The 20,158-nt window shown below is 49.5% G+C and carries 19 protein-coding genes, 1 rRNA gene, 1 other RNA gene and 2 pseudogenes; 5 read left to right on the plus strand and 18 right to left on the minus strand.

What is annotated here, in order from left to right; all coding sequences use genetic code 11:
* The 9 genes from HMPREF9473_RS25105 to ffs form a co-directional block, all read right to left on the minus strand.
* Positions 1 to 204 (minus strand): 16S ribosomal RNA (locus HMPREF9473_RS25105); the annotation flags it as partial.
* A 540-nt stretch (positions 205 to 744) separates the two neighbouring features.
* The gene (locus HMPREF9473_RS25110; RefSeq protein ID WP_006783038.1) at positions 745 to 1,464 is read right to left on the minus strand and encodes a CvpA family protein; all 720 of its coding nucleotides are present in this window, start codon (positions 1,462 to 1,464) and stop codon (positions 745 to 747) included.
* Between the two features lie 56 nt (positions 1,465 to 1,520).
* Positions 1,521 to 2,348 carry a Cof-type HAD-IIB family hydrolase gene (locus HMPREF9473_RS25115; protein ID WP_006783039.1) on the minus strand — a complete coding sequence of 276 codons (828 nt, stop codon included), beginning with the start codon at positions 2,346 to 2,348 and terminating at the stop codon, positions 1,521 to 1,523.
* A gap of 11 nt (positions 2,349 to 2,359) precedes the next feature.
* Entirely contained in the window at positions 2,360 to 5,209 is a 2,850-nt protein-coding gene (locus HMPREF9473_RS28335) for a tetratricopeptide repeat protein (protein WP_006783040.1), read from the minus strand.
* A 31-nt stretch (positions 5,210 to 5,240) separates the two neighbouring features.
* Positions 5,241 to 5,837 (minus strand): recombination mediator RecR, encoded by a 597-nt coding sequence (recR, locus tag HMPREF9473_RS25125; protein WP_006783041.1) that lies wholly within the window; start codon positions 5,835 to 5,837, stop codon positions 5,241 to 5,243.
* A gap of 2 nt (positions 5,838 to 5,839) precedes the next feature.
* The gene (locus tag HMPREF9473_RS25130; RefSeq protein ID WP_006783042.1) at positions 5,840 to 6,193 is read right to left on the minus strand and encodes a YbaB/EbfC family nucleoid-associated protein; all 354 of its coding nucleotides are present in this window, start codon (positions 6,191 to 6,193) and stop codon (positions 5,840 to 5,842) included.
* Positions 6,194 to 6,260: 67 nt separating this feature from the next.
* Positions 6,261 to 7,868 carry a DNA polymerase III subunit gamma/tau gene (gene dnaX, locus HMPREF9473_RS25135; protein ID WP_006783043.1) on the minus strand — a complete coding sequence of 536 codons (1,608 nt, stop codon included), beginning with the start codon at positions 7,866 to 7,868 and terminating at the stop codon, positions 6,261 to 6,263.
* Between the two features lie 23 nt (positions 7,869 to 7,891).
* Positions 7,892 to 8,968 carry a 6-phosphofructokinase gene (locus HMPREF9473_RS25140; RefSeq protein WP_006783044.1) on the minus strand — a complete coding sequence of 359 codons (1,077 nt, stop codon included), beginning with the start codon at positions 8,966 to 8,968 and terminating at the stop codon, positions 7,892 to 7,894.
* A 175-nt stretch (positions 8,969 to 9,143) separates the two neighbouring features.
* An RNA gene (gene ffs, locus HMPREF9473_RS27100) (signal recognition particle sRNA large type) lies at positions 9,144 to 9,405 on the minus strand.
* A 210-nt stretch (positions 9,406 to 9,615) separates the two neighbouring features.
* Here ffs and HMPREF9473_RS25145 point away from each other — a divergent pair.
* Positions 9,616 to 10,164: a hypothetical protein gene (locus HMPREF9473_RS25145; protein ID WP_006783045.1), complete on the plus strand. Its 549-nt coding sequence runs from the start codon at positions 9,616 to 9,618 to the stop codon at positions 10,162 to 10,164.
* Between the two features lie 14 nt (positions 10,165 to 10,178).
* Here HMPREF9473_RS25145 and tadA read toward each other — a convergent pair whose 3' ends face one another.
* The gene (gene tadA / locus HMPREF9473_RS25150) at positions 10,179 to 10,640 is read right to left on the minus strand and encodes a tRNA adenosine(34) deaminase TadA (RefSeq protein ID WP_034860201.1); all 462 of its coding nucleotides are present in this window, start codon (positions 10,638 to 10,640) and stop codon (positions 10,179 to 10,181) included.
* Between the two features lie 100 nt (positions 10,641 to 10,740).
* On the opposite strand from tadA, the gene HMPREF9473_RS25155 reads away from it, so the two are divergent.
* On the plus strand, positions 10,741 to 11,439 hold the full coding sequence (locus HMPREF9473_RS25155) for an anaerobic ribonucleoside-triphosphate reductase activating protein (protein WP_006783047.1): 699 nt from the start codon (positions 10,741 to 10,743) through the stop codon (positions 11,437 to 11,439).
* Here HMPREF9473_RS25155 and HMPREF9473_RS28825 read toward each other — a convergent pair.
* Both HMPREF9473_RS28825 and HMPREF9473_RS28830 read right to left on the minus strand, forming a co-directional pair.
* Positions 11,433 to 11,795 (minus strand): annotated as a pseudogene (locus HMPREF9473_RS28825) (DUF6128 domain-containing protein); the annotation flags it as partial. The gene HMPREF9473_RS25155 and the pseudogene HMPREF9473_RS28825 sit on opposite strands and share 7 nt — an antisense overlap.
* Positions 11,796 to 12,502: 707 nt before the next feature.
* Positions 12,503 to 12,875: pseudogene (locus HMPREF9473_RS28830) on the minus strand (DUF6128 domain-containing protein); the annotation flags it as partial.
* 120 nt (positions 12,876 to 12,995) lie between these two features.
* On the opposite strand from HMPREF9473_RS28830, the gene nagB reads away from it, so the two are divergent.
* On the plus strand, positions 12,996 to 13,727 hold the full coding sequence (nagB, locus tag HMPREF9473_RS25165; RefSeq protein ID WP_006783049.1) for a glucosamine-6-phosphate deaminase: 732 nt from the start codon (positions 12,996 to 12,998) through the stop codon (positions 13,725 to 13,727).
* Positions 13,728 to 13,788: 61 nt separating this feature from the next.
* Here the strand turns inward: nagB and HMPREF9473_RS25170 are convergent, their stop codons facing one another.
* Positions 13,789 to 14,286 (minus strand): hypothetical protein, encoded by a 498-nt coding sequence (locus HMPREF9473_RS25170; RefSeq protein ID WP_006783050.1) that lies wholly within the window; start codon positions 14,284 to 14,286, stop codon positions 13,789 to 13,791.
* A 160-nt stretch (positions 14,287 to 14,446) separates the two neighbouring features.
* Between HMPREF9473_RS25170 and HMPREF9473_RS25175 the strand changes: the two genes are divergently transcribed.
* On the plus strand, positions 14,447 to 14,806 hold the full coding sequence (locus HMPREF9473_RS25175) for a helix-turn-helix domain-containing protein (protein WP_006783051.1): 360 nt from the start codon (positions 14,447 to 14,449) through the stop codon (positions 14,804 to 14,806).
* A 79-nt stretch (positions 14,807 to 14,885) separates the two neighbouring features.
* Here HMPREF9473_RS25175 and HMPREF9473_RS25180 read toward each other — a convergent pair whose 3' ends face one another.
* Entirely contained in the window at positions 14,886 to 16,616 is a 1,731-nt protein-coding gene (locus tag HMPREF9473_RS25180) for an oleate hydratase (protein WP_006783052.1), read from the minus strand.
* A gap of 274 nt (positions 16,617 to 16,890) precedes the next feature.
* On the opposite strand from HMPREF9473_RS25180, the gene HMPREF9473_RS25185 reads away from it, so the two are divergent.
* Entirely contained in the window at positions 16,891 to 17,121 is a 231-nt protein-coding gene (locus tag HMPREF9473_RS25185; RefSeq protein WP_006783053.1) for a hypothetical protein, read from the plus strand.
* Here HMPREF9473_RS25185 and HMPREF9473_RS25190 read toward each other — a convergent pair.
* From HMPREF9473_RS25190 to HMPREF9473_RS25205, 4 genes are read right to left on the minus strand one after another with little or no spacing between them, the layout of a single operon-like run.
* Entirely contained in the window at positions 17,109 to 17,690 is a 582-nt protein-coding gene (locus tag HMPREF9473_RS25190; protein ID WP_006783054.1) for a TetR/AcrR family transcriptional regulator C-terminal domain-containing protein, read from the minus strand. The two genes, HMPREF9473_RS25185 and HMPREF9473_RS25190, sit on opposite strands and share 13 nt — an antisense overlap.
* 13 nt (positions 17,691 to 17,703) lie before the next feature.
* Entirely contained in the window at positions 17,704 to 18,573 is an 870-nt protein-coding gene (rsmA, locus tag HMPREF9473_RS25195) for a 16S rRNA (adenine(1518)-N(6)/adenine(1519)-N(6))-dimethyltransferase RsmA (protein ID WP_006783055.1), read from the minus strand.
* A 28-nt stretch (positions 18,574 to 18,601) separates the two neighbouring features.
* Positions 18,602 to 19,369: a TatD family hydrolase gene (locus tag HMPREF9473_RS25200; protein ID WP_006783056.1), complete on the minus strand. Its 768-nt coding sequence runs from the start codon at positions 19,367 to 19,369 to the stop codon at positions 18,602 to 18,604.
* Positions 19,370 to 19,387: 18 nt separating this feature from the next.
* Positions 19,388 to 20,119: a TraX family protein gene (locus tag HMPREF9473_RS25205; RefSeq protein ID WP_006783057.1), complete on the minus strand. Its 732-nt coding sequence runs from the start codon at positions 20,117 to 20,119 to the stop codon at positions 19,388 to 19,390.
* Positions 20,120 to 20,158: the final 39 nt, after the last annotated feature.

Genomic DNA, 20,158 nt, shown 5'->3' on the forward strand with positions numbered 1-20,158 from the left:
CACTGTGCGCTTATGCGGTATTAGCAGTCATTTCTAACTGTTATCCCCCAGTATAAGGCAGGTTACCCACGCGTTACTCACCCGTCCGCCGCTAAGTCAAATCTAAATCCATCCGAAAACTTCATTAAAAATGCTTCGCTCGACTTGCATGTGTTAAGCACGCCGCCAGCGTTCATCCTGAGCCAGGATCAAACTCTCATGTTAAATGGTTGTTTAATCCGGGGTCAAAACTAACGTTAGCTAATTTTTTTCCCGTTTTACTTGTTGTTTGGTTCGTATACAATTACATTGTATTCGTTCTGAATTTTCTCATTCAAAGCCATGTCAAACGTGGCTTATTTATTAGAATTTTCAGGGTTTTACATACTGTTCAATCTTCAATTATCAAGGTTCGTTTTGTTGCTTTCTCGTTTCAACAGCAACTCAATAATCATATCATACTGTTTTAACTTTGTCAACAACTTTTTTCATTTTCTTTAAAACTTTTTCTCAGCCCTTTCAGGCCACCCCCGTATCTCACGGTGGAGTTATAATATAACACTTAACCCACCCAGTTGTCAAGAGATTTGTGTGATTTTTTTGAACAATTTTTACACTTCGAAAAAATCCACAAGATATGCCATTATTTCTATATTTATCCTATATTTAGTATTACCCAAAAAAGCCAGAAAAAGTCATGGGACAAAGATTTTTATGTTCTTTCCCCATGACTTACATTAATTGCACATATAATATCTACAATTACTAAGATATAATCCCCTGAATAATCCCAAACGCCAGCTTCGATACGATATTATAATGATACAGTACCGTCAGCCAGCTACTTGCCTCTATCTGGCGAATCAGAGCCATCGCCCAACCCGCGCTGGAGCATGCCGTCAGAACCAGACAGCCCACCCACAGATAGAGCAGTCCCTGGACGCCGCCAAGCAGCGCTCCAGCCACTTTATTGAGCCCTGACAGAATCGGAAGTCTTGCCATCACATCCAAAGCGCTCATAATCAGATGGATCACCACATAGATCACCACGAACAACAGCACAAAGCCAACCAGGTTCACAATAATATTGGCCAGGTAATTACCAATATAATCTGTAAATGCCTCCACGCCAAGAGCCTGATACACTTCGTTATTGTTGTTGGCAATCAGTATCTCCTTGATTTCTTCCGGGATATTCAGTCCCTCGATGGCCATCCTCTGTTCCGCCGGCATTCCCTCGCCAACTCCGGACTCCTTTGCAAACTCCAGGCCGGAGGCTTTCTCCACTCCCTGCTGTATCCAGGTGACGATGGGCGTGTTCTCCTTCAACATCACCGACACTTTCGGCATCGCCATGTTGACAATAACTAAGGTGGCAACGAATGCCACCATGGAGACCGCCAAACGGATAAACCCTTTATAATGTCCGTTCAGAACCATACCTATTAAAAAAACCGCAACTGCTATCTCTAACCAATTTTTCATATCTTCCTCTTGCTGTCACATGCGTCAAGCCGGATGGATTCCCCGCATTTTCCGCATCACTTACACAACGCGAACTTTTCTATGGCCAGAGCCACTCCGTCCTCGTCATTACTTGCTGTCACATAATCTGCCAATTGCTTCAGCTGCTCCTCGCCATTATCCATGGCAACGCCCATACCTGCCATCTGAATCATATTGAAATCATTTTCCCCATCGCCGCAGGCCATGGTCTCATCCATCCCAAACCCCAGGTAAGCGGCCAGATGGGCCAGCCCCGCTCCCTTCGTAGCGCTCAAGGTATTAATCTCCAGATTGTTCCACATGGAGGAGCTGACAATCACGTCTCCTCTCGCGTTGACAAGTCCTCTGATTTCTTCCCTCATCTCCATATTGTCGAAATAAAGATTAATCTTCTCAGGCAAAACCGGACTTTCTTTTACGTATTCCTTGATATCCGGAACCACGGTTCGGGTAAGTCTCACCAGCTTCTGCATCTCCTCAGAAAGATTGTATTCATCCAGATGATAGAAAAATCTGGCCTCGGAAATGCCAACGCCATTGATGTATACATCATACATCACATGGTATTGACTGACCAAATCCAGAATTTCCATCGTCACATCTTTCTCAAGCCGCTCCTCACTGACAATCGTGGATTTCTCCATATCCCACACAATGGCGCCATTCAGTGTAATTGCGTAGCGCACTCCCGGAAGAGATTTAATCTCCTCCGGAATGCCAATAATCGTTCTTCCCGTAGCCGGTACCACATAAATCCCACGCTCCACACAGGCTTTCATCGCCTCCATATTCCGGGGAGATACCTGCTTTTTGCTGTCAAGCATCGTGCCATCCAAATCAAATGCAACCAGTTTTATACTCATAATATCCTCTTTTAGTTCATAAAATGCTCTTCTCTCAAAATCAAAAGGCCTTCTTTATCATAACGCGGATGGAACAGTCCTGTAAATAGTTTCTTGAAAGAAAACTTCTCCGCCTTGTCCGCCGCCTCTTCAATTAAGTTCTCAGCATTAATCTTCGTCAGGGGAACTCCGTTCTCCTCCATCACCTCAATCCGCTCATACAAAGCGAGCATACTCTTGCCTGTGATACTGCAGTCAATATCGCTGGCATATTTGCAGGTGTACTCCACAAAGTCATGCAGCTCCATCTCCTCGTCGGATTTCAAAGAGGAGATATCGCGGGATGGCTGCTGCATCGGCTGCGGAATAGACTGTACCGGCTGCATCATGACAGGAGCTACCGGAATTCCTGTCATTCCAATCGGCACGGTGGCGGCTCCCATATGGTTCTCCGTCATCAACGGCACTACCGGTGTTCCTGCTGTCGGAACAGCGGTGGCCGCCGCCATCGCCGCCGCCATCGGATTCTCCGGCTGGATGGTCTGCATAACCGGCGTCACCGGTATCTCCGGCGCTGACGCTTCCCCTCCTGCAAATGGGGTCTCCGTCTCCGCAATTGGTTTTTCCAATCCGGCCGCCGCAGGGTCTTCCATCACACTCTCCATCAGTCTCATAAACTCGGCCATAACTGCCGCCGTATTGTCGCCCTGTACGGCCTCTGCCTCCGGCTTCTTCGCAGATGGCTCATCATCCATCACACTCTCCATCAGCTTCATGAATTCTGCCATGGCCGCCGCCGTATTCTCTTCTGTTGCCGGAGCCGGTTCCGCTTCCTCCACGGAAACTGTGGTTTCTTCCGGAACACTCTCCGTCTCTTCGGTCACCGCCGCTGCGGCCTCTTCCGGAACTGCTTCCGGCTTCGCAGATTCTTCCTCTGCTTCCGGCTCCACAGCCTCAGGCATCTCAGCTTCCGGAACTGCCACCGGTTCTTCCACGGCCGGCTCTTCCTCCACTGGCGTTTCCACAACCGGTTCTTCCACGACAACTGCCGCCACCGGCTCCGGAACGATTTCTATCGGGGCCTTTTCTACCGGCTCCTCAATCACCTGAACGTTCTCTTCCTCCGGCTCCTCAAGCGGCTCCGGTCTCCTGATATCCAGTTCTCCATCTTCACCCAGGCTGATTACCGTAAACAGGGAACCCAGGGACGGATTCACACGGGTCATGGATTCAATCTGTCTCGGGTTGTCAATCATAACCACCCGGATTTCCGAACTCTCTATTAAATCTGCAAGCTCAATCAACGCTACAACTGTTAAATCTCCGGCTTCCTCGATTATCAAATCTTTATCCATCAGCTTATCCGAAGATTCCATGACACCTTTGCGGCTCAGTTTGCTTCCGGATATTTTAACAACCGGACATTTGGTGCCTTTTTCTTTATGTAATCGTTTCAGTACCTCGACTGCCAGTTCCAGACCTTTTTCAGGAGTGCGCGTCTCTATCATTAAATAATTAACTTCCGCTGCTCTGCGCATAACTTCCTCCCGCCCAGCCGGCTTCCTTGTCGGCTTCACCAAGTTTGACTTCCCGCCATTACCGGCTGCACGGCCACCTGATACAAACTGCTCAATCATTTCTTTTCCAGGCAGCGCACCGTTTGCCGTATATGAAGAAAGGATTTCCCGGATATTACCGATTACCTTGGTCTGCTCCATAGGAGATTGCGGGCCATTGTATTCCTCGATGGCTATCTTGGACATCTCGCGGGCCAGTCTCTCTTCCGCCTCCGCCTGATGAATCCGGGCCTCCATCTCCTCCTCCATGGTCTGGTAAGGATTTGGCTGTCCTCCAAGATTGATATCCATATCCTCCGGCCCTCTTGCCGGTTCATTTCCCACATATACCGGCTGCGTGTCAGCCATCCGCTGACGCTCCGACATGCCGCCCATTCCTGCAACAGGCTGGGGTTTGGAATAACTCATTGCAGGAGTTTCCTCACCCCGGTACGGGTCAGCCGTCATCTCCGGCTCACGGTACATCTCGTCCACAGGCCCTGGTTTGGAATATCTTCTGGCCGTGGCATCCGCATCGGGATAAGGCGCTCCTGATTCCTCCTGAGAACCGTAACGCTCTTCCTGTCTCTGGGCTTCCGGGGCCATCTCCATGGGACGCTCCTGCTCACGGCCCTGATTTTCATATCCGCCACCCATAATTTCACGGGTCTCGTCGCCAAATTCCTGCTCCACAGCCCGAAGTTTCTCTTCGTATTTATCCCGGTTCTCAATCAAATCCATCTGATAGGTGCTAAGAGGCGCATACTGCACCTTCAACTGCATGGCCTTATCCACGAATTTGCCCAGGCCGAACATCAGCATAATCTTGTCGCAGGTCTGGATACATTCCTCCTCTTTACCTGCACGGCAGTATAATTCCGCCAACTCGTAAAGCCATCTCTCATCAAGTTCCGTATTGGTATAGCGTTCCAGGGAATGGATTAACTGCTCATCCGGCGCCTTCTTCGCTTTCAGAATCTGATAGCGGAGCAGGTGCTGTCTTGGGTCTTCCGGGGCAAGGTCACAGAATTCTCGATAATAGTCTTCCGCTTCTCTTAAGTTGTTTTCCTTTAACGCTAAGTCTGCCAGCTTATAGAGAAGGCGTTTGCCGATGGGCGCGCGCTCAAAAGCCAGGAGCAAAACCTCTTTTGCCTCCTGGTACTCCTCGTTATTTTCGTATATCTCCGCAACCAGAGCAAGCAGATTCGCACTTCTGACCCGCCTCCAGTCTATGGTATCCGCTATCTTCATAGCGGTCTCATAGTCGCCTTTATTTACCAGTTTTTTAATCTGTTCAACTTTAATGTTAAACTCGTACTTATCCATTGTCCCCATCTCCTAACGCTTTTATCAATAGTTACAGTTCCACTCTGCCTTCCAGAGCGCGAAGCAATGTCACTTCATCTATGTATTCCAAATCGCCGCCCACCGGAACACCACTGGCAATCCGGCTGACTTTAATCCCTGTCGGCTTGATTAATTTGCTGATATACATCGCTGTCGTTTCGCCCTCAAGACTGGAATTCGTGGCTATGATAACTTCTGTGATGTCACCTTGAAGTCTCTGCATCAGTTCTTTCAGCTTTATCTCCCCCGGTCCGATTCCCAGCATGGGAGAGATGGCTCCATGGAGTACGTGATAAACTCCATCGTATTTTCCCGTTTTTTCGTAAGCAGCCAAATCTCTGGTATTCTCCACAACCATAATGGTGTGGTGGTCCCGCTTCTCACTGCTGCAGATGGGACAAAGCTCCTTGTCCGTCAGCGTGAAGCATTCTTTACAATACCGCACATTCTGTCTGGCCTCCACCATGGCGCCGGACAGACGTTCCACCTGCTCCGCCGGCATATTGATTATGTGAAATGCCAGCCGCTGTGCGGACTTGGCGCCAATGCCGGGGAGTTTTGATAATTCTTCAATTAACTTTGTTATCTGACTACTGTAATAATCCATAATTAGAAAGGAAATCCTCCGCCCATGCCGCCTAAGCCGCCGGTTAATTTGGCCATTGCCGCGCTGGACTCTTCCTCCATCTGACGGAACGCCTCGTTGGTAGCTGCCACAATCAAATCTTCCAGCATCTCAATATCATCCGGGTCCACTACCTCTTCCGATAATTTTACCGCTGTCACTTCTTTTTTGCCGGAAACGGTCACACTGACTGCTCCGCCGCCGGCAGACGCCGTGTATTCTTTTGTCTCAAGCTCTTTGGTTGTCTCTTCCATCTGTCTCTGCATTCTCTGAGCCTGCTTCATGATATTGTTCATATTGCCAGGCATTCCGCCTGGAAAACCGCCACGTTTTGCCATGGTGTCATCCTCCTGATTTCTATTATTATTCCGCAGTTATATCATACTGCCAAAATACTGTCATGCTCTAATTTTCTTCTTTCTCTTCTATTGTAATATCCATATGGATATTTTCTTTCAAATCCTCGTCCGTAATGTAGATGGTATCCATCCGCTCTCCGCCGCCCTTCAACCGGGCCTTGAAGTAAATCGCCTTGCCATACACAGACTCCACATACCGCTCCAGTTCTCCCAGCGCCGTGGGCCTTCTTCCTATCTCGTAATTGTCCACACTGCCAAACACCACACACAGACAGCTGTCTCCGCTGGGCTCTACGATGGTATCCCGGAAGCTGGAGCGTATCACGCCGCCCAGTTCCCTGATGATCTTTCCCCATTCCTTGCGAACCAGCTGTAAATCCTCCAGCTGCGCCTTGGGAAGCACCACCTGTTCCGGCGGGGTGGCAGGAACCGCTTCGGCCGCCGGTGTAACAGGCGCTCCCGCAGCCACCTGCCCCAGCATGGAAGGATTCACCGGAACGCCTTCCTCCAGCTGGTCTTCTATCCGGTTCAACCGCTCAATGATGGAATCCAGATTGTGCTCCATAGCCGGCTTGGTCAGCTTGATAAATGCAAGCTCCACCAGCACCCGCTTCTGGCTGGCATACCGCAGCTGATTGGACAACTCTGAGAAAATGCGGATGTAACGCATCAGCGTCTCCTCATCTGCAAGTTTGGCATCCTCCTCCAGCATTTTGCGGTTGTCCGCCGACATATCCAGAATGTCCTCGGCCGCCTCCGTCGTCTTCAACACCAGCAGATTTCTCATATACCAGATAAAATCATTGACAAACTGTGACAATTCCCGGCCCTGAATCACCAGTTCCTCCAGCTTGTAAATGCAGTCTTTTGTCTTTTCTTCCCTCACGGCCCGGAACAGCTGGCTGAATACGGTGGTGTCAACCGCTCCCAGCACCTCCAGCGCCTGGTCGTAGGTCAATTTTTCGCCATAGTGAAACGCGACACACTGGTCCAGCAGGCTTAATGCATCTCGCATGGACCCGTCTGCCGCCTTGGCAATGTATGTCAGCGCTTTGTCTTCCACTTCTATGTGTTCCGCCAGAGACAGTTCTCTCAAGCGGTCCGCCAGTGTTCCAATGGTAATTCTCTTAAAATCATATCTCTGGCACCGGGACAGCACCGTGATCGGTATCTTGTGCACCTCCGTGGTAGCCAGTATAAATATCACATATGACGGCGGTTCCTCCAGCGTCTTTAGCAGGGCGTTAAATGCTCCCGTTGACAGCATATGAACCTCGTCGATGATATAAACCTTATAATTCCCCTCTGTGGGCGGATACTGTACCTGCTCCCTGATTTCACGGATGTTCTCCACACCGTTATTGGAAGCGGCATCTATCTCCATCACATTCAATGACGATGCTGACAGAATATTCTTACATGACGCGCATTCGTTACAGGGGCTTCCATCTATGGGGTGTTCACAGTTGACCGCTCTCGCAAATATCTTGGCGATACTGGTCTTACCGGTTCCCCTCGTTCCACAAAAAAGGTATGCATGTCCAATACGCTGTGACGTTATTTGATTTTTTAAAGTCTGTACTATGTGGTCCTGGCCCTTGACATCCTCGAAGGACGTGGGGCGCCATTTTCTATATAACGCGGTATAAGACATGAAGTAAAGGACTCCTTTTTATTCTATTCGTCTCCGAAGCAGATACCAACCATCTTAGCCTCTCGAATCATGGAGCAGGACGGGTCCACCGTCTTTAATTTTCCGGCAACCTCTTCCAGTGGAACTTTGGTGATATCATTGTTATCCACTGACACCATATATCCATATTCTTTATTCTTAATCAACAGCGCCGCTTCCGCCCCCAGACGGGTAGACAGCACGCGGTCATACGGACATGGCTCTCCTCCTCGCTGCATATGGCCCGGAACCGTAACCCGGACTTCCTGTCCCGTCATCTCCTCGATGCGGGCGCCCAGCTCGTAGGCCACGGATGGATAAACCACTCCTGTTTTCTTCTTTTCTTTTAATTCTTTCTTTGTCAGACTGGCGTCCTCTTTGGAGATAGCGCCTTCCGCAACGGCCAGGATGGAGAATCTCTTCCCCTGTCTGCTGCGCTCCCGAAGCGCGTCTACCACCACATTGATATCGTAAGGTATCTCCGGCAGGAGAATGATATCGGCGCCGCCGGCAATTCCGGCGTGCAGTGTCAGCCATCCCACCTTATGCCCCATCACTTCCACGATGAAAACGCGGCCGTGGGATGCGGCTGTGGTGTGAATGCAGTCGATGGCGTTGGTCGCCACGTTCACGGCGCTCTGAAATCCGAAGGTCATGTCAGTGCCCCACAAATCATTGTCAATGGTCTTGGGCAGGGATACGATGTTCAGTCCCTCCTCACGCAGCAAATTGGCCGTCTTCTGGCTTCCGTTGCCGCCAAGCACCACCAGGCACTCCAGTTTTAACTTTTTGTAAGTATGCTTCATCGCCTCCACTTTGTCCAGTCCGTTGTCGTCCGGAACACGCATCAGCTTGAAGGGTTGTCTCGAAGTCCCAAGAATGGTTCCGCCTTCCGTCAGGATTCCCGAAAAGTCCGAGGGCTTCATCACATGGTAGTCTGCGTAGATTAATCCTTTGTAGCCGTCTTCAAAACCGATAATCTCCAAATCATCAAACATTTTGTATAAAGACTTCGCAACACCTCTCATGGTTGCATTCAGACTCTGGCAGTCTCCGCCGCTCGTTAACATTCCAATTCTCATGACCTCATCGTCCCTTTCTTCGGATAGTCATACTACTCCCATTGTGTAATTATAATACAAAGGCTTGACCGGGGCAAGTGAAAATCTCTTAAAAATCCATGAAGAACCGGAAAAAAGCCCTCAGGGCGTTTCATCCCCGAAGGCTGTCATCCATATTTTAATGATTATTTTTAATCCGCGCGTCTTACTTTGAATAGCTATCACAGACGTTACCTCTGCAGTTAACTCAGTCCAGGCAGCCTCACGGCACACGGAAGGTTTCACTTAGTGCTGCTACATTCCTGTCCTGACACGGTTCATGAATTCCCGTTGCGTAAGACCCAAACGTCATCGCCACTTACAAAGGGCAGCTCTGCAATAACATACCCGGGGTAAGACATCACCCCTGCTAGAGCGGATTGCAGGTACAGGGCACCGCTATCTCCCCGGCTGCGCGGAAACTTTATGACTGTTCCGGTGCCATTTCCCAAGTGGGAAACAGCTTGTTAAGTATACCCTGACGGGCGGTTTTTGTCAAGGCTGACACCTCTTAATCTTTTAGAAAGATACTATAAAAACTTTAGAATTTTTCTATGGATTATTTCTCATACTTCTAGTATGCTTGTTATCATGTCATTTTGAAAATCCTGGATAAAACGGAGGTTCCCATGTTCCTGAATTTTGTTGCATATCTTCTGATTCCTTTATATACCATATGGTTTGTGGCGGGAACTAACTGGTTTACTACCAATTTTTCCGTGCTTGGAAATATGATTGGGCGCTCCGAGGAATTCGTCCTGTGGGGCCTTATGGTGGGAATTTACTTTTTCTGGTGCCTGAGACGGATAGTCAGGCGGATGGAGGTAAAGCCAAAAGGCACTTTCCTGATTCCCACGTCCCTGGTGCTGCTCACATTTGCGCTCACCACGCCATATCTGCCTGAAGTACTGCCGTTAAAATCATTTCTGCACATCATCTTTGCCTTTGTGGCGGCTGTCTGCCTGATGTTGTGTTTGTATCTGATTGTTTGGCGGCTGTATCAGGGCGACAGAGAGACTTATCGAACTTATTTGAAGTCCCTGATTGCCATCACCTGTTTTTCTGCATTTCTTCTGGTGCTGGCGGGAATCATCAGCAGCGCACTGGAGATATTTTTTACCATATCAACCGTCATCCTGGTGCGCAGTCTGCTGCGGCAGGTGGACAGTGATACGTGACCATCTTTCTCTGCCTATGATTTGGAGCGTCTCAGCTCTCTGAAAAATTCTTTTAACATGGTAGAGCACTCTTCTTCCATCATGCCGATGGAGGTCTCCACCTGGTGGTTGAATCCATCCTCGTGGAGCATGTCCAGTACGGAACCGGCGCAGCCGGCTTTGGGATTCATACAGCCGATGACCACGCGGGGGATTCTCGCCTGAACAATGGCTCCGGCGCACATGGGGCAGGGCTCTAAGGTTACATACATGGTGCAGTCCTCCAGCCGCCAGTCTCCCATCACCTTGCACGCCTTTTTGATGGCGATAATTTCTGCGTGGGATAATACATTTTTATCTATAATTCTTCGGTTATAACCGCGTCCGATGATTTTATTCTGGTATACAATCACACAGCCTATGGGAACTTCCCCCAGCTTCCCGGCCTTCTTCGCCTGACGGATCGCTTCCCTCATATATTTTTCTTCCAGCTCCATCTCTTTTGGTTCCATCCCTTTCATACGGATTCCTCTTCTTTCCAATCTGTGCTATACTGTAACAAGTATATACGAAATTAATAGAATTGGAAATGATAATATGAAAATATGTGGATTACAGAAAACAACGTTACTGGACTATCCGGGGCATGTGGCGGCCACGGTCTTTTTGGGCGGGTGCAATTTCCGATGCCCCTTCTGCCACAACAAGGAACTGCTGGGAAATGATGCCGAAGCGCTGTTTTCCCTGGAAGAGCTGCTGGGCTTTTTTAAAAAGCGCGCCTCGATTCTGGAGGGCGTCTGCATCACAGGCGGGGAACCTACGCTGTTTCCTGAGGAACTGGAGGACCTGATTCGGAGACTCCGCTCTTACGGATACCTGATTAAGCTGGATACCAATGGGTTCCGGCCGGAGGTTCTAAGACACCTGTGCGAAGAACAGCTGCTGGACTATGTGGCTATGGATATTAAAAGCTGTCCGGAGCGGTATCCGGTTGTGGCGGGTGTTCCCTCGCTTTCCACCGAAGGCATCATGGAAAGTGTGTCCTTCCTGATGGGCGGGGCTGTCCCTTATGAATTCCGGACCACGGTGGTGCGGGAATTACATACGGCGGATGATTTCGCCAAAATAGGGGCCTGGCTGAAGGGATGTTCCGCTTACTTTCTGCAGAATTATGTAGAAAGCGAGAACGTCCTTCAGCCAGGATTTACAAGCTGTAATAAGCAGGAACTTCTTTCTTTTATGGATATTTTAAAACCATATATCCATCGTGTGGAGCTGCGGGGCGTGGATTACTGATTGCCCATGTTGATGTCGGTGTACCAGTATCCAAACCGCGCGTCCCCGGCCGGCTGCAATTTGGACAGCACGAAGTTGGGGAAGCCGAACATGGACGCCATGTATTTCTCATTGCTGTAATAATGTCCGGGGACGCCCAGCAGATATCTTGGGTTTCCCTCGGGATTGTTCAGCTTGACCAGAATGAGATAGCGGTAGCTGTAATAGCCGTGCAGGAGAAAACTGTTGTTGCCATAGGTCCAGGTCTCCCTGGGCAATAGGCCGATATCCTGCGGTTTCACCATCAAAATCTCACATCCGTTGGCGTAGTCAAATGCCTGTATCTTTGGATAAGTTTTTCTGAAATGCTGCCACAGCCGGTCCGGCTGGCCAGATTCCCTCTCTTCCCGCTCCAGGCGGTTGAAAAATTCCCAATTCTCCATTCCGGCTGGGGCCGGATTGACAGGCGTTTGGTTGACCGGCGCCTGATTAACTGGCGTCTGATTGACCGGTGTCTGATTGACCGGTGCCTGATTGACCGGCGCCTGATTAATCGGCGTCTGATTGACCGGCGTCTGATTAACCGGTGCCTGGTTGACCGGCGTCTGATTAACCGGTGCCTGGTTGACCGGCGTCTGATTAACCGGTGTCTGATTGACCGGTGCCTGAGTCTGGGACGGCTCCATGTTAGGCCGAAGAATCTGGTCCGCCATGATTGGCTGCGGTATCTCTGCCGCAGGCATTTCCTCCACATTTGGTTCTGGCTGCCGCATCGTCTGCGCCCTCTGCATCGCCTGGGCGCGCTGCATCTGTTGTACTTCCTGGGCCCGTTTCATTTCCTGGGCCTCTTGAATCTCCTGGGCCTGCTGCTCGTCGGCTTCGCTCTGGGCCTGAATCTCGGCTTCTATCTCTTCCACGATGGAACTCTTGTGCTCCATCACCATCTGATTCACCGTTTCCTCCGAGATGCTGGCATCCGGAATCTGAGCCATATGTTCCACTTCCACATTCTCTGACGTCACCTCGTCAAGCTCCAGCTGGGCGGCGTGCTCCACCGTATCAAGCTCCACGGTCTCCCCCGGCTGCAGTTCCGCCGCCTGGGTCACCGCATCGTCCCATATGGTCGTATAGGCCTGCCAGGAATCCTCTACGCTATGTATGCTCAGACCGTAACACTGGTCCATACTCCAGCCGGAGTTTTCAACATTTCCTGCCGACACCACGGCCCGGAACTCCCCTGCTCCGTTACGGATGAATATCTTACCAAGGAGAATCTGGTCGCTTCCCGCCAGCAGATAGACACCCATATCGTTGTTACCCACGTATACTTTTTTGACACTTACCTGAATCTTGCACTGCCCGTTCCTTGCCTCAATTTTGGCAAACCCGATGTTTTTTCCCTTAATTCCACCTTCATAAGCATAGATGTAGGATATTAATCTCCGATAATTAGACATGCTATCACCCCTTCGATTAATATTTTATGTAATTACCCATTGAAAGTATGACACAAAAATGATATCCTGTTCATAGAGTTTACAAAAAAATTTTTTTCAATGTAATATGGAGGTAGTAAAATGAGGGTTTACAGAGCTAAGGATTACAACGACATGAGCAGAAAGGCAGCCAACATTATTTCTGCAAAGGTGATTTTAAAACCTGACTGCGTACTGGGACTGGCTACGGGTTCTTCCCCAATCGGTACATACAAGCAGCTGATTGAATGGTACGAAAAGGGAGATTTGGATTTCTCTCAGGTTAAATCCGTGAACCTGGATGAGTACAAGGGCCTCACAAAAGATAACGACCAGAGCTACTACTATTTTATGTACAACAATTTCTTCAAACATATCAATATTGATTTAAATAATACCAACGTTCCCGATGGAACCGAGCCGGACAGCGAGAAGGAATGCTCCCGCTATGACAAGGTTATCGAGAGCATGGGCGGTGTTGATTTACAGCTTCTCGGCCTTGGCCACAACGGACACATCGGTTTCAACGAACCGGAGGATACCTTCCCGAAGCTGACACACTGTGTTGACTTACAGGAGAGCACCATCGAGGCCAACAAACGGTTCTTCGCCGATATCAACGACGTTCCGAGACAGGCATACACCATGGGTATCCAGACCATCATGAGAGCCAGAACCATCCTCATGGTTGTCAGCGGAGAAGACAAGGCCCAGATTCTTCACGATGCGCTGTGCGGACCGATTACCCCTCATGTACCGGCTTCCATCCTTCAGCTTCACAACGATGTCATCATCGTGGCTGACGAAGCGGCTCTGTCCAAAATGCCTAAATAATGCGTTAACAAATTCATAGAAAAACCATCTCGGAATACGGAACATGATTCCGGGATGGTTTTTAACGTATTCGGATTATCTCACAGTGAAGACCGTTGTCCTCCAGATAATAATAACACGCTGTTCTTGTGCGTATCACATCAAACAGCGCCATGTTGGCGTAATACGTCTCCATTTTTGACAACGGCTGCTCGAGACCAAACATATCCAGCGGATAAAACTCGCACGATTCTTCCGTTTCCAGGATAAGCTGGTTCTCCCACAGTTCGATTCTGTTGGCCGGCCGTTTCTCCTGGCAGATCGTATCGGCCACTCTGTTCAGCCAGCCGGAGCTTTTGAATTGAGCCATCATCCGCTGCTTTAACTCAAGCATTTGTTTCGTTTTTTCTTCCTGCTGCCGCTTCTGGTCTTCCTCCCACGCGGCCCGCTGAAGATTTTGCTGTTTTTGCCATTTTCTATGTCTGAAAGACGTTACGATACTGATTATCAGCGGAAACGCCATTATGATAATCAGACCGGCAAACGCCCAGATATTCCATATGTTCATCTGTTCCACCATCAGGTGCAGTCTCCTATTATTTCTTCTTGAAAGGCGAAAAATCGCCTCGAATACCCATGTACTAATAGTACAACACAATATCTTCAACGGCAATAGCAAATTATACCATTTGTTACTAAAATAGTGCTATAAGTAACATTATACTGAGGGAGATATGCCTATGGAGCAGGAATCACAAAAGAGGAACCAATTCAGCGTTGAAGTTGGCGCAAGAATTGCAGCTAGAAGGAAACAACTAAATCTGACTCAGGAACAGGCCGCCGAGAAAGCCGACGTTTCTCATCAGTTTTTTGCATGTGTGGAAAGAGGAATCAAAAATATGCGGGCAGAGAATATCGTCAAAGTCTCCCGTGCACTGGAAGTAAGCACCGACTATATCCTGCTTGGGACGCCAAACGAACGTGACAGTGAGCGTCTTTCCACGCTGTGTGATTCATTTTCACCGAAACAAATGCAGTGTATGGAACAGATTATCCAAAGCTTCCGCATTGCATGTGATATCGACAGTGACGAAAAATAGCCGCCAAAAAGCCCGGGTGTCAGGCATCTGCCTCCACCCGGGCTTTTTATCGTTCCATCACTTTTATTGCCGGCGGCCTTTAGCGGTAAGCCGTCTGCACTGCTTTCATCAAAATCTTCGGGTCCTTCGCGTAAGGAGTCACCGGACAAACTTCCCTGTCCACACCCATCAGGCCGTAGACCGCCAGACGTGCCGCTCTCACGGAATACTCCTCCGTAAATACCATATCCTCCGGAATCTCCACAAACTGGCTTATCATGGCAAAGTTTGTCGAACCCTGCGGTATCACTTCCGGCCGGTCAGTCATCTTGCGCGGCTGGAACTGGGCATCGACATATGGCATGTAGCACGGAATCACATTGACAACCGTGGCCATCAATTCCTGAATCTTCTCCTCGTCCAGATGGAGATGATGCAGATACTCGGTCAGCAGCTCTTCGCCCGTACAGTCTTTCATCGGTTTCTTCACATAATCCCCGATTGCATCCGTATATAATCCGTAACCCCAGAAAATCGTCTCATCCATAGGCTGGTTTCTGAAATGCGGCTGGGCGGCCACAACGCTGCTCATCAGCCAGCTGGAATCCTTGAAGGTCATGAGCGCGCCGCTTCCTGGAACATTTCCCGTAAAGTTCTCGATGACTTTCAGCAGTTTGTCGCCCTTGCAGGTTACGGTAAAGCTCTCCCAGTTGGTCTCGTGGGCATTTCCAAAGAACGGCTCCGGATTGCCCAGGTTGGATTTCTTGGCCGCAATTTTCGCCCACAGCTCCCCTGAGATTGGTTTTTCTTCCGGTGCCGGCGCCGGTGTGTGCATATCGCCCAGCGTTGCGCTGTCGGTCATGCAGGCGTTGGTCATGATACAGATATCACCGCTCTTTAATACTACCTGCTTCTCCTCACCGTTGTCATTTAAATACAGCGTCTGCACGGTAATGCCGTCGCCCTCCGCGAAATCAATATCGGTAACGGTACAATTTTCAACAAATTTCACGCCCTGGCCGCGAAGATAAGTTTCCAGCGGGCGGATCACGCTGTCATACTGGTTAAGCGGTGTTCTGGTGACACCTTCCAGCGTCTCGATACGGCTGAATTCGAATATCATCCGGTTCATGTAGCGGCGGAACTCAAACAAGCTGCTCCATTTCTGGAATGCGAAAGTGGTCTGCCACATATACCAGAAGTTGGTCTCGAAGAAATGAGGGGTATCGGAGAACCACTGCTCGATGGTCATGTCATCCAGCTTCGTCTCATCCGTGGTCATCAGCTTCAGCAGAGCCATCCTGTCGCTCTGGTTAAAGCCCATGCTCTTGATATCCAGAATCTTGCCACTCTTATCCACCAGACGGGCCTTGGCACAGGTAGGATGCGCATGGTCAAAGTTTAAGATCTCCTCGGTAACGCTTCTGCCCGGCTGGTCTAAAGACGGGATGGTACGGAACAGCTCCCAGAAATTTTCGTAGGTCTCCTCATTCAGCATACGGCCGCCGCGGCACACGAAGCCGCCCTCCGGCGTCCCGATTCCGTCGTTGCTGCCGCCCAGAATGTGCATGCCCTCGTAGATGGTGATCTGCTCCCCCGGGAACTTGCAGTCCCGAATCAGATAAGCCGCACCGGCCATACTTCCCAGACCGCCGCCGATAAAATAAGCCTGGTTTCCAGCATAATCTCTGGAAGACAAATCGGCCTCAATACTCTCTTCCTTCTGTATCTTCATGGCTTTCTTCCTGGAATCGCTGATGATTTTTCCCGCCACGCCGGCGCCTGCCGCAACTGCTCCAACCTTAACTAATGTACGTAATTTCTTTCCCATAACTGACATCCTTTCCTTTTCATCATTTTCATCTGATACATGTCTGTTGATTTTATGTGTCTGCGTTTTTTGTTATCCTTAAGTCTTTCCTGTTTTCTGCTGATGCAATCATCCTAACACAATTTTCGGTCAAAGTCTTTATACAAGCATTTTTAAATGTCAAAAAAAACGACACCCCATGATGAGTGTCGTAAAACCAGACAGTTTTCCAATTTTGTCTATCGCTATTTTATAAAAATTTTCTTAAAATAAGTATCAGCAAGGAGGTCTTATTATGTCCTTAGAAAGTCATTTGCGGGAGTCGATGTTGAAAACCGCGCTGCTTCATCTATTAAAAAACCAGAAAAAGTCTCCTGACCGTGCAGCCAGGAATATCCAGGAAATGCTGCTGCGATTCAATCCGTCCGGAAATGAAGGCGCCTACCAGTATGACACCCTGCTTCAGGTCATCACTTCCTGCTCGAAAGAAGACTGCATCAGCTGGATTATGAATCACTTGTCCTGATTCATATTTTGAAGAGCCTGGTTTCTGATATGGGCAATCTGGCCCGTGTCAGAAGCCAGGCTTTTCAGATGCAGGGAAACCACTTCCGGTGCAATCTTCATCCCACGCTCCGCCCATGACATAATCACGCCGCAGATTCCAAAAGCGTAAAACTCCGCGTCAAATTCCTTCTCCGCGGCCGCCAGCTTGCCGCCCACATCCAGAAGCTCCAGCGCATCCAGAAACAGCGCCTTCGCCATGTCAAACAGGTAGCTCTCAAACGTCTTCTCCTGCTCCTTTAAGGTGTTCATGTAAAATGCTTTCTCCCTCACCATAATCCGGAGCATCTCAAAAATCTTCTCATTCCAGTTTTCAAAACTGATATCTTCCGTAATCAGCGAAAAATTCTCATTGTAATAGATCCAGCTGAGAAGCTCATATTTATCCTGAAAATGATAATAAAAGGTCTGACGGTTCAGCCCGCAGGCCGCCGTGATATCCGCGATGGATATCTTGTCAAAGGCCTTCTCCTTACACACTGTTTTCAGAGCGCCGGCAATGGCTTTCTTTGTAATTAATGAGTCGGACATAGGGTATCACTCCTTATTGGGATACATCTGATAAATAATTGGACAGCCAGGCAAACTGCTCCAGGGTCAATGCCTCGCCCCTTATGGTGGGGGACACGCTCAGACTGTCGATGGCTGCAATAATCTGCTCTTTGGTATACGATATCTCCGGTGAATTGTTCAGTCCGTTCTGCAAGGTCTTTCTCCGCTGGTTGAAGGAAGCCCGTATCAGCTTAAACATCAGCTTCGAATCCTTCACCTGTACCGGCGGCTCCTGATGTCTCGTCAGCCGGATAACCGCCGAGCCCACATTGGGGCGGGGGATAAAGCAGTTGGGCGGCACGTTGGCCACGATATAAGGCTCGGCATAGTACTGGACTGCTAAGGACAGGGCGCCGTAGTCCTTGCTCCCCGGTCCTACCTGCATTCTATCTGCCACTTCTTTTTGAACCATGACCGTGATGTTGTCGACGGGCACATTGCTCTCGAAGAGCCCCATGATAATGGGTGTGGTGATATAGTAGGGCAGGTTGGCCACCACCTTGATGGGCCTGCCATCATTATATTCCTCCGCCAGCCGGCCTATGTCCACCTTCAGGATATCATCGTTCAGCACGGTGACATTGTCATACTCTTTCAGGGTCTCCTCCAAAATGGGTATCAGGTTTTTGTCAATCTCCACCGCCACCACCTGTCTGGCATTCTCCGCCAGATACTGGGTCATGGTACCGATACCTGGACCTATCTCCAGAACCATATCCTCCTTTGTCACCCCGGCCGCGTCGATAATCTTCTCCAGCACGTGGGTGTCAATCAGGAAATTCTGCCCAAACTTTTTCTGAAAGGCGAATTCGTATTTCTGTATCATTTCTATGGTATTTTTAGGGTTGCCTAAACTTGCCATTCATGTCCTCCATCTTCCCGGCGGTATATTATGCCAGCCGGTACATCTTCTTTGCGTTCCGGTTGGTGATCTCAATCACTTCCTCAGCCGGTATATCTTTGATACTGCTGATTGCTTCCACCACATAAGACAGATTTAAAGAAGAATTCCGTTTCCCCCGGTTGGGCATCGGCGCCAGATAAGGACAGTCGGTCTCCAGAACGATCCTGTCCATCGGCATGTAAGCCACCACTTCTTTTAATTTCTTTGCGTTCTGGAAGGTCAGCACACCACCAATCCCCAGGTAGAAGCCCATATCCAGGTACTCTCTGGCCATCTCCACGCCGTAAGAAAAGCAGTGAATCACACCGCCAATCTCCTGGGCCTTCTTCTCCTTCATGATATCCAGCGTGTCCTTCGCCGCGTCCCGGCTGTGGATAACCACGGGCAGTTTCACCTCTCTGGCCAGCTCCAGCTGCCGGATAAACCAGCGCTTCTGAATCGCCCTATCCGGCTCATCCCAGTAGTAATCAAGTCCAATCTCGCCGATAGCCACCACCTTTTCTCTGGCGGATACCTCTCTCAGCCATTCCATCTGCCGCTCGTCCAGCTCCCCGGTATCGCTGGGATGAACGCCCACGGCGCCATACACAAAGGGGTATTTCTCCATCAGCTCCAGCGTATTTTGGGTAGTCCGGATGCTGGCTCCGATGTTCACAACCGCTTCGATTCCATTTTCCCGCAGACTTTCCAGCAGCTGCTCCCTGTCTTCCTCAAACGCTTTATCATCATAGTGCACATGTGTGTCAAATATCATAGTTTCTCCTGTTCCTGCCTATCCCAGCCATATGGTGCGGATTCCCCAGAGCACCAGAATGTGCACCGGGTAAAACGCATAAAACAAATATTTTAAATTCCATTTTCCTCTGCTTCCATTGTACATATTAATCGGGATAAATGCCAGCGCTCCCGCCGCCTCCCAATAGAGGCTGACACAGCCAAGCAGCGTCTGCATCATCTTATTGTCATGAAGCAGATAGAGAAGGGCGATGAAAAACACGCCAAACGCGTCATAGTCCGTGCGAAGCAGTACGGCCGCCCCGCAGCACGCCATCAGCACCAGCGCCCGTTTCCAGAAAGACTCCTGATACTTTTGAAGCCCAATCAACGCCAGCAGTCCCAGAAACAGCGTAAAGTACACATTCTGGTACTGAGCGTTGAAGACCGTCCCGAAAAGACCCAGGTTAAACGGTATCTCCGACAGGAAACTGAAGGCCAGCAGCCTCAGAGCGTATTTTTTCACATCTCTGGTGTGAAGAAATCCCTCCACTATCAAAAAGCAGAAGATGGGAAATGCCAGCCGTCCGATGGTGCGCAGCACCGTATCAATCTGCATCCACTTGAAAAGCTCCGGCGTGTTCATAATGGTGCTGGCGTCATAGTTGCGCAAAATCCCCGGCTCAATCACCATTCCGCCTATGTGGTCAATCAGCATGGTTACAATGGCAATCATTTTCAGTCCATTGCCGCTTAAGACCTGAAAGCGGGCTAATCTGTGTTCTTCCATCCTGTGCTACCTCGTATTTTTCATGAGTTAAAAGGACTG

The organism is Hungatella hathewayi WAL-18680, from assembly GCF_000235505.1.
GTDB lineage: Bacteria > Bacillota > Clostridia > Lachnospirales > Lachnospiraceae > Hungatella_A > Hungatella_A hathewayi_A.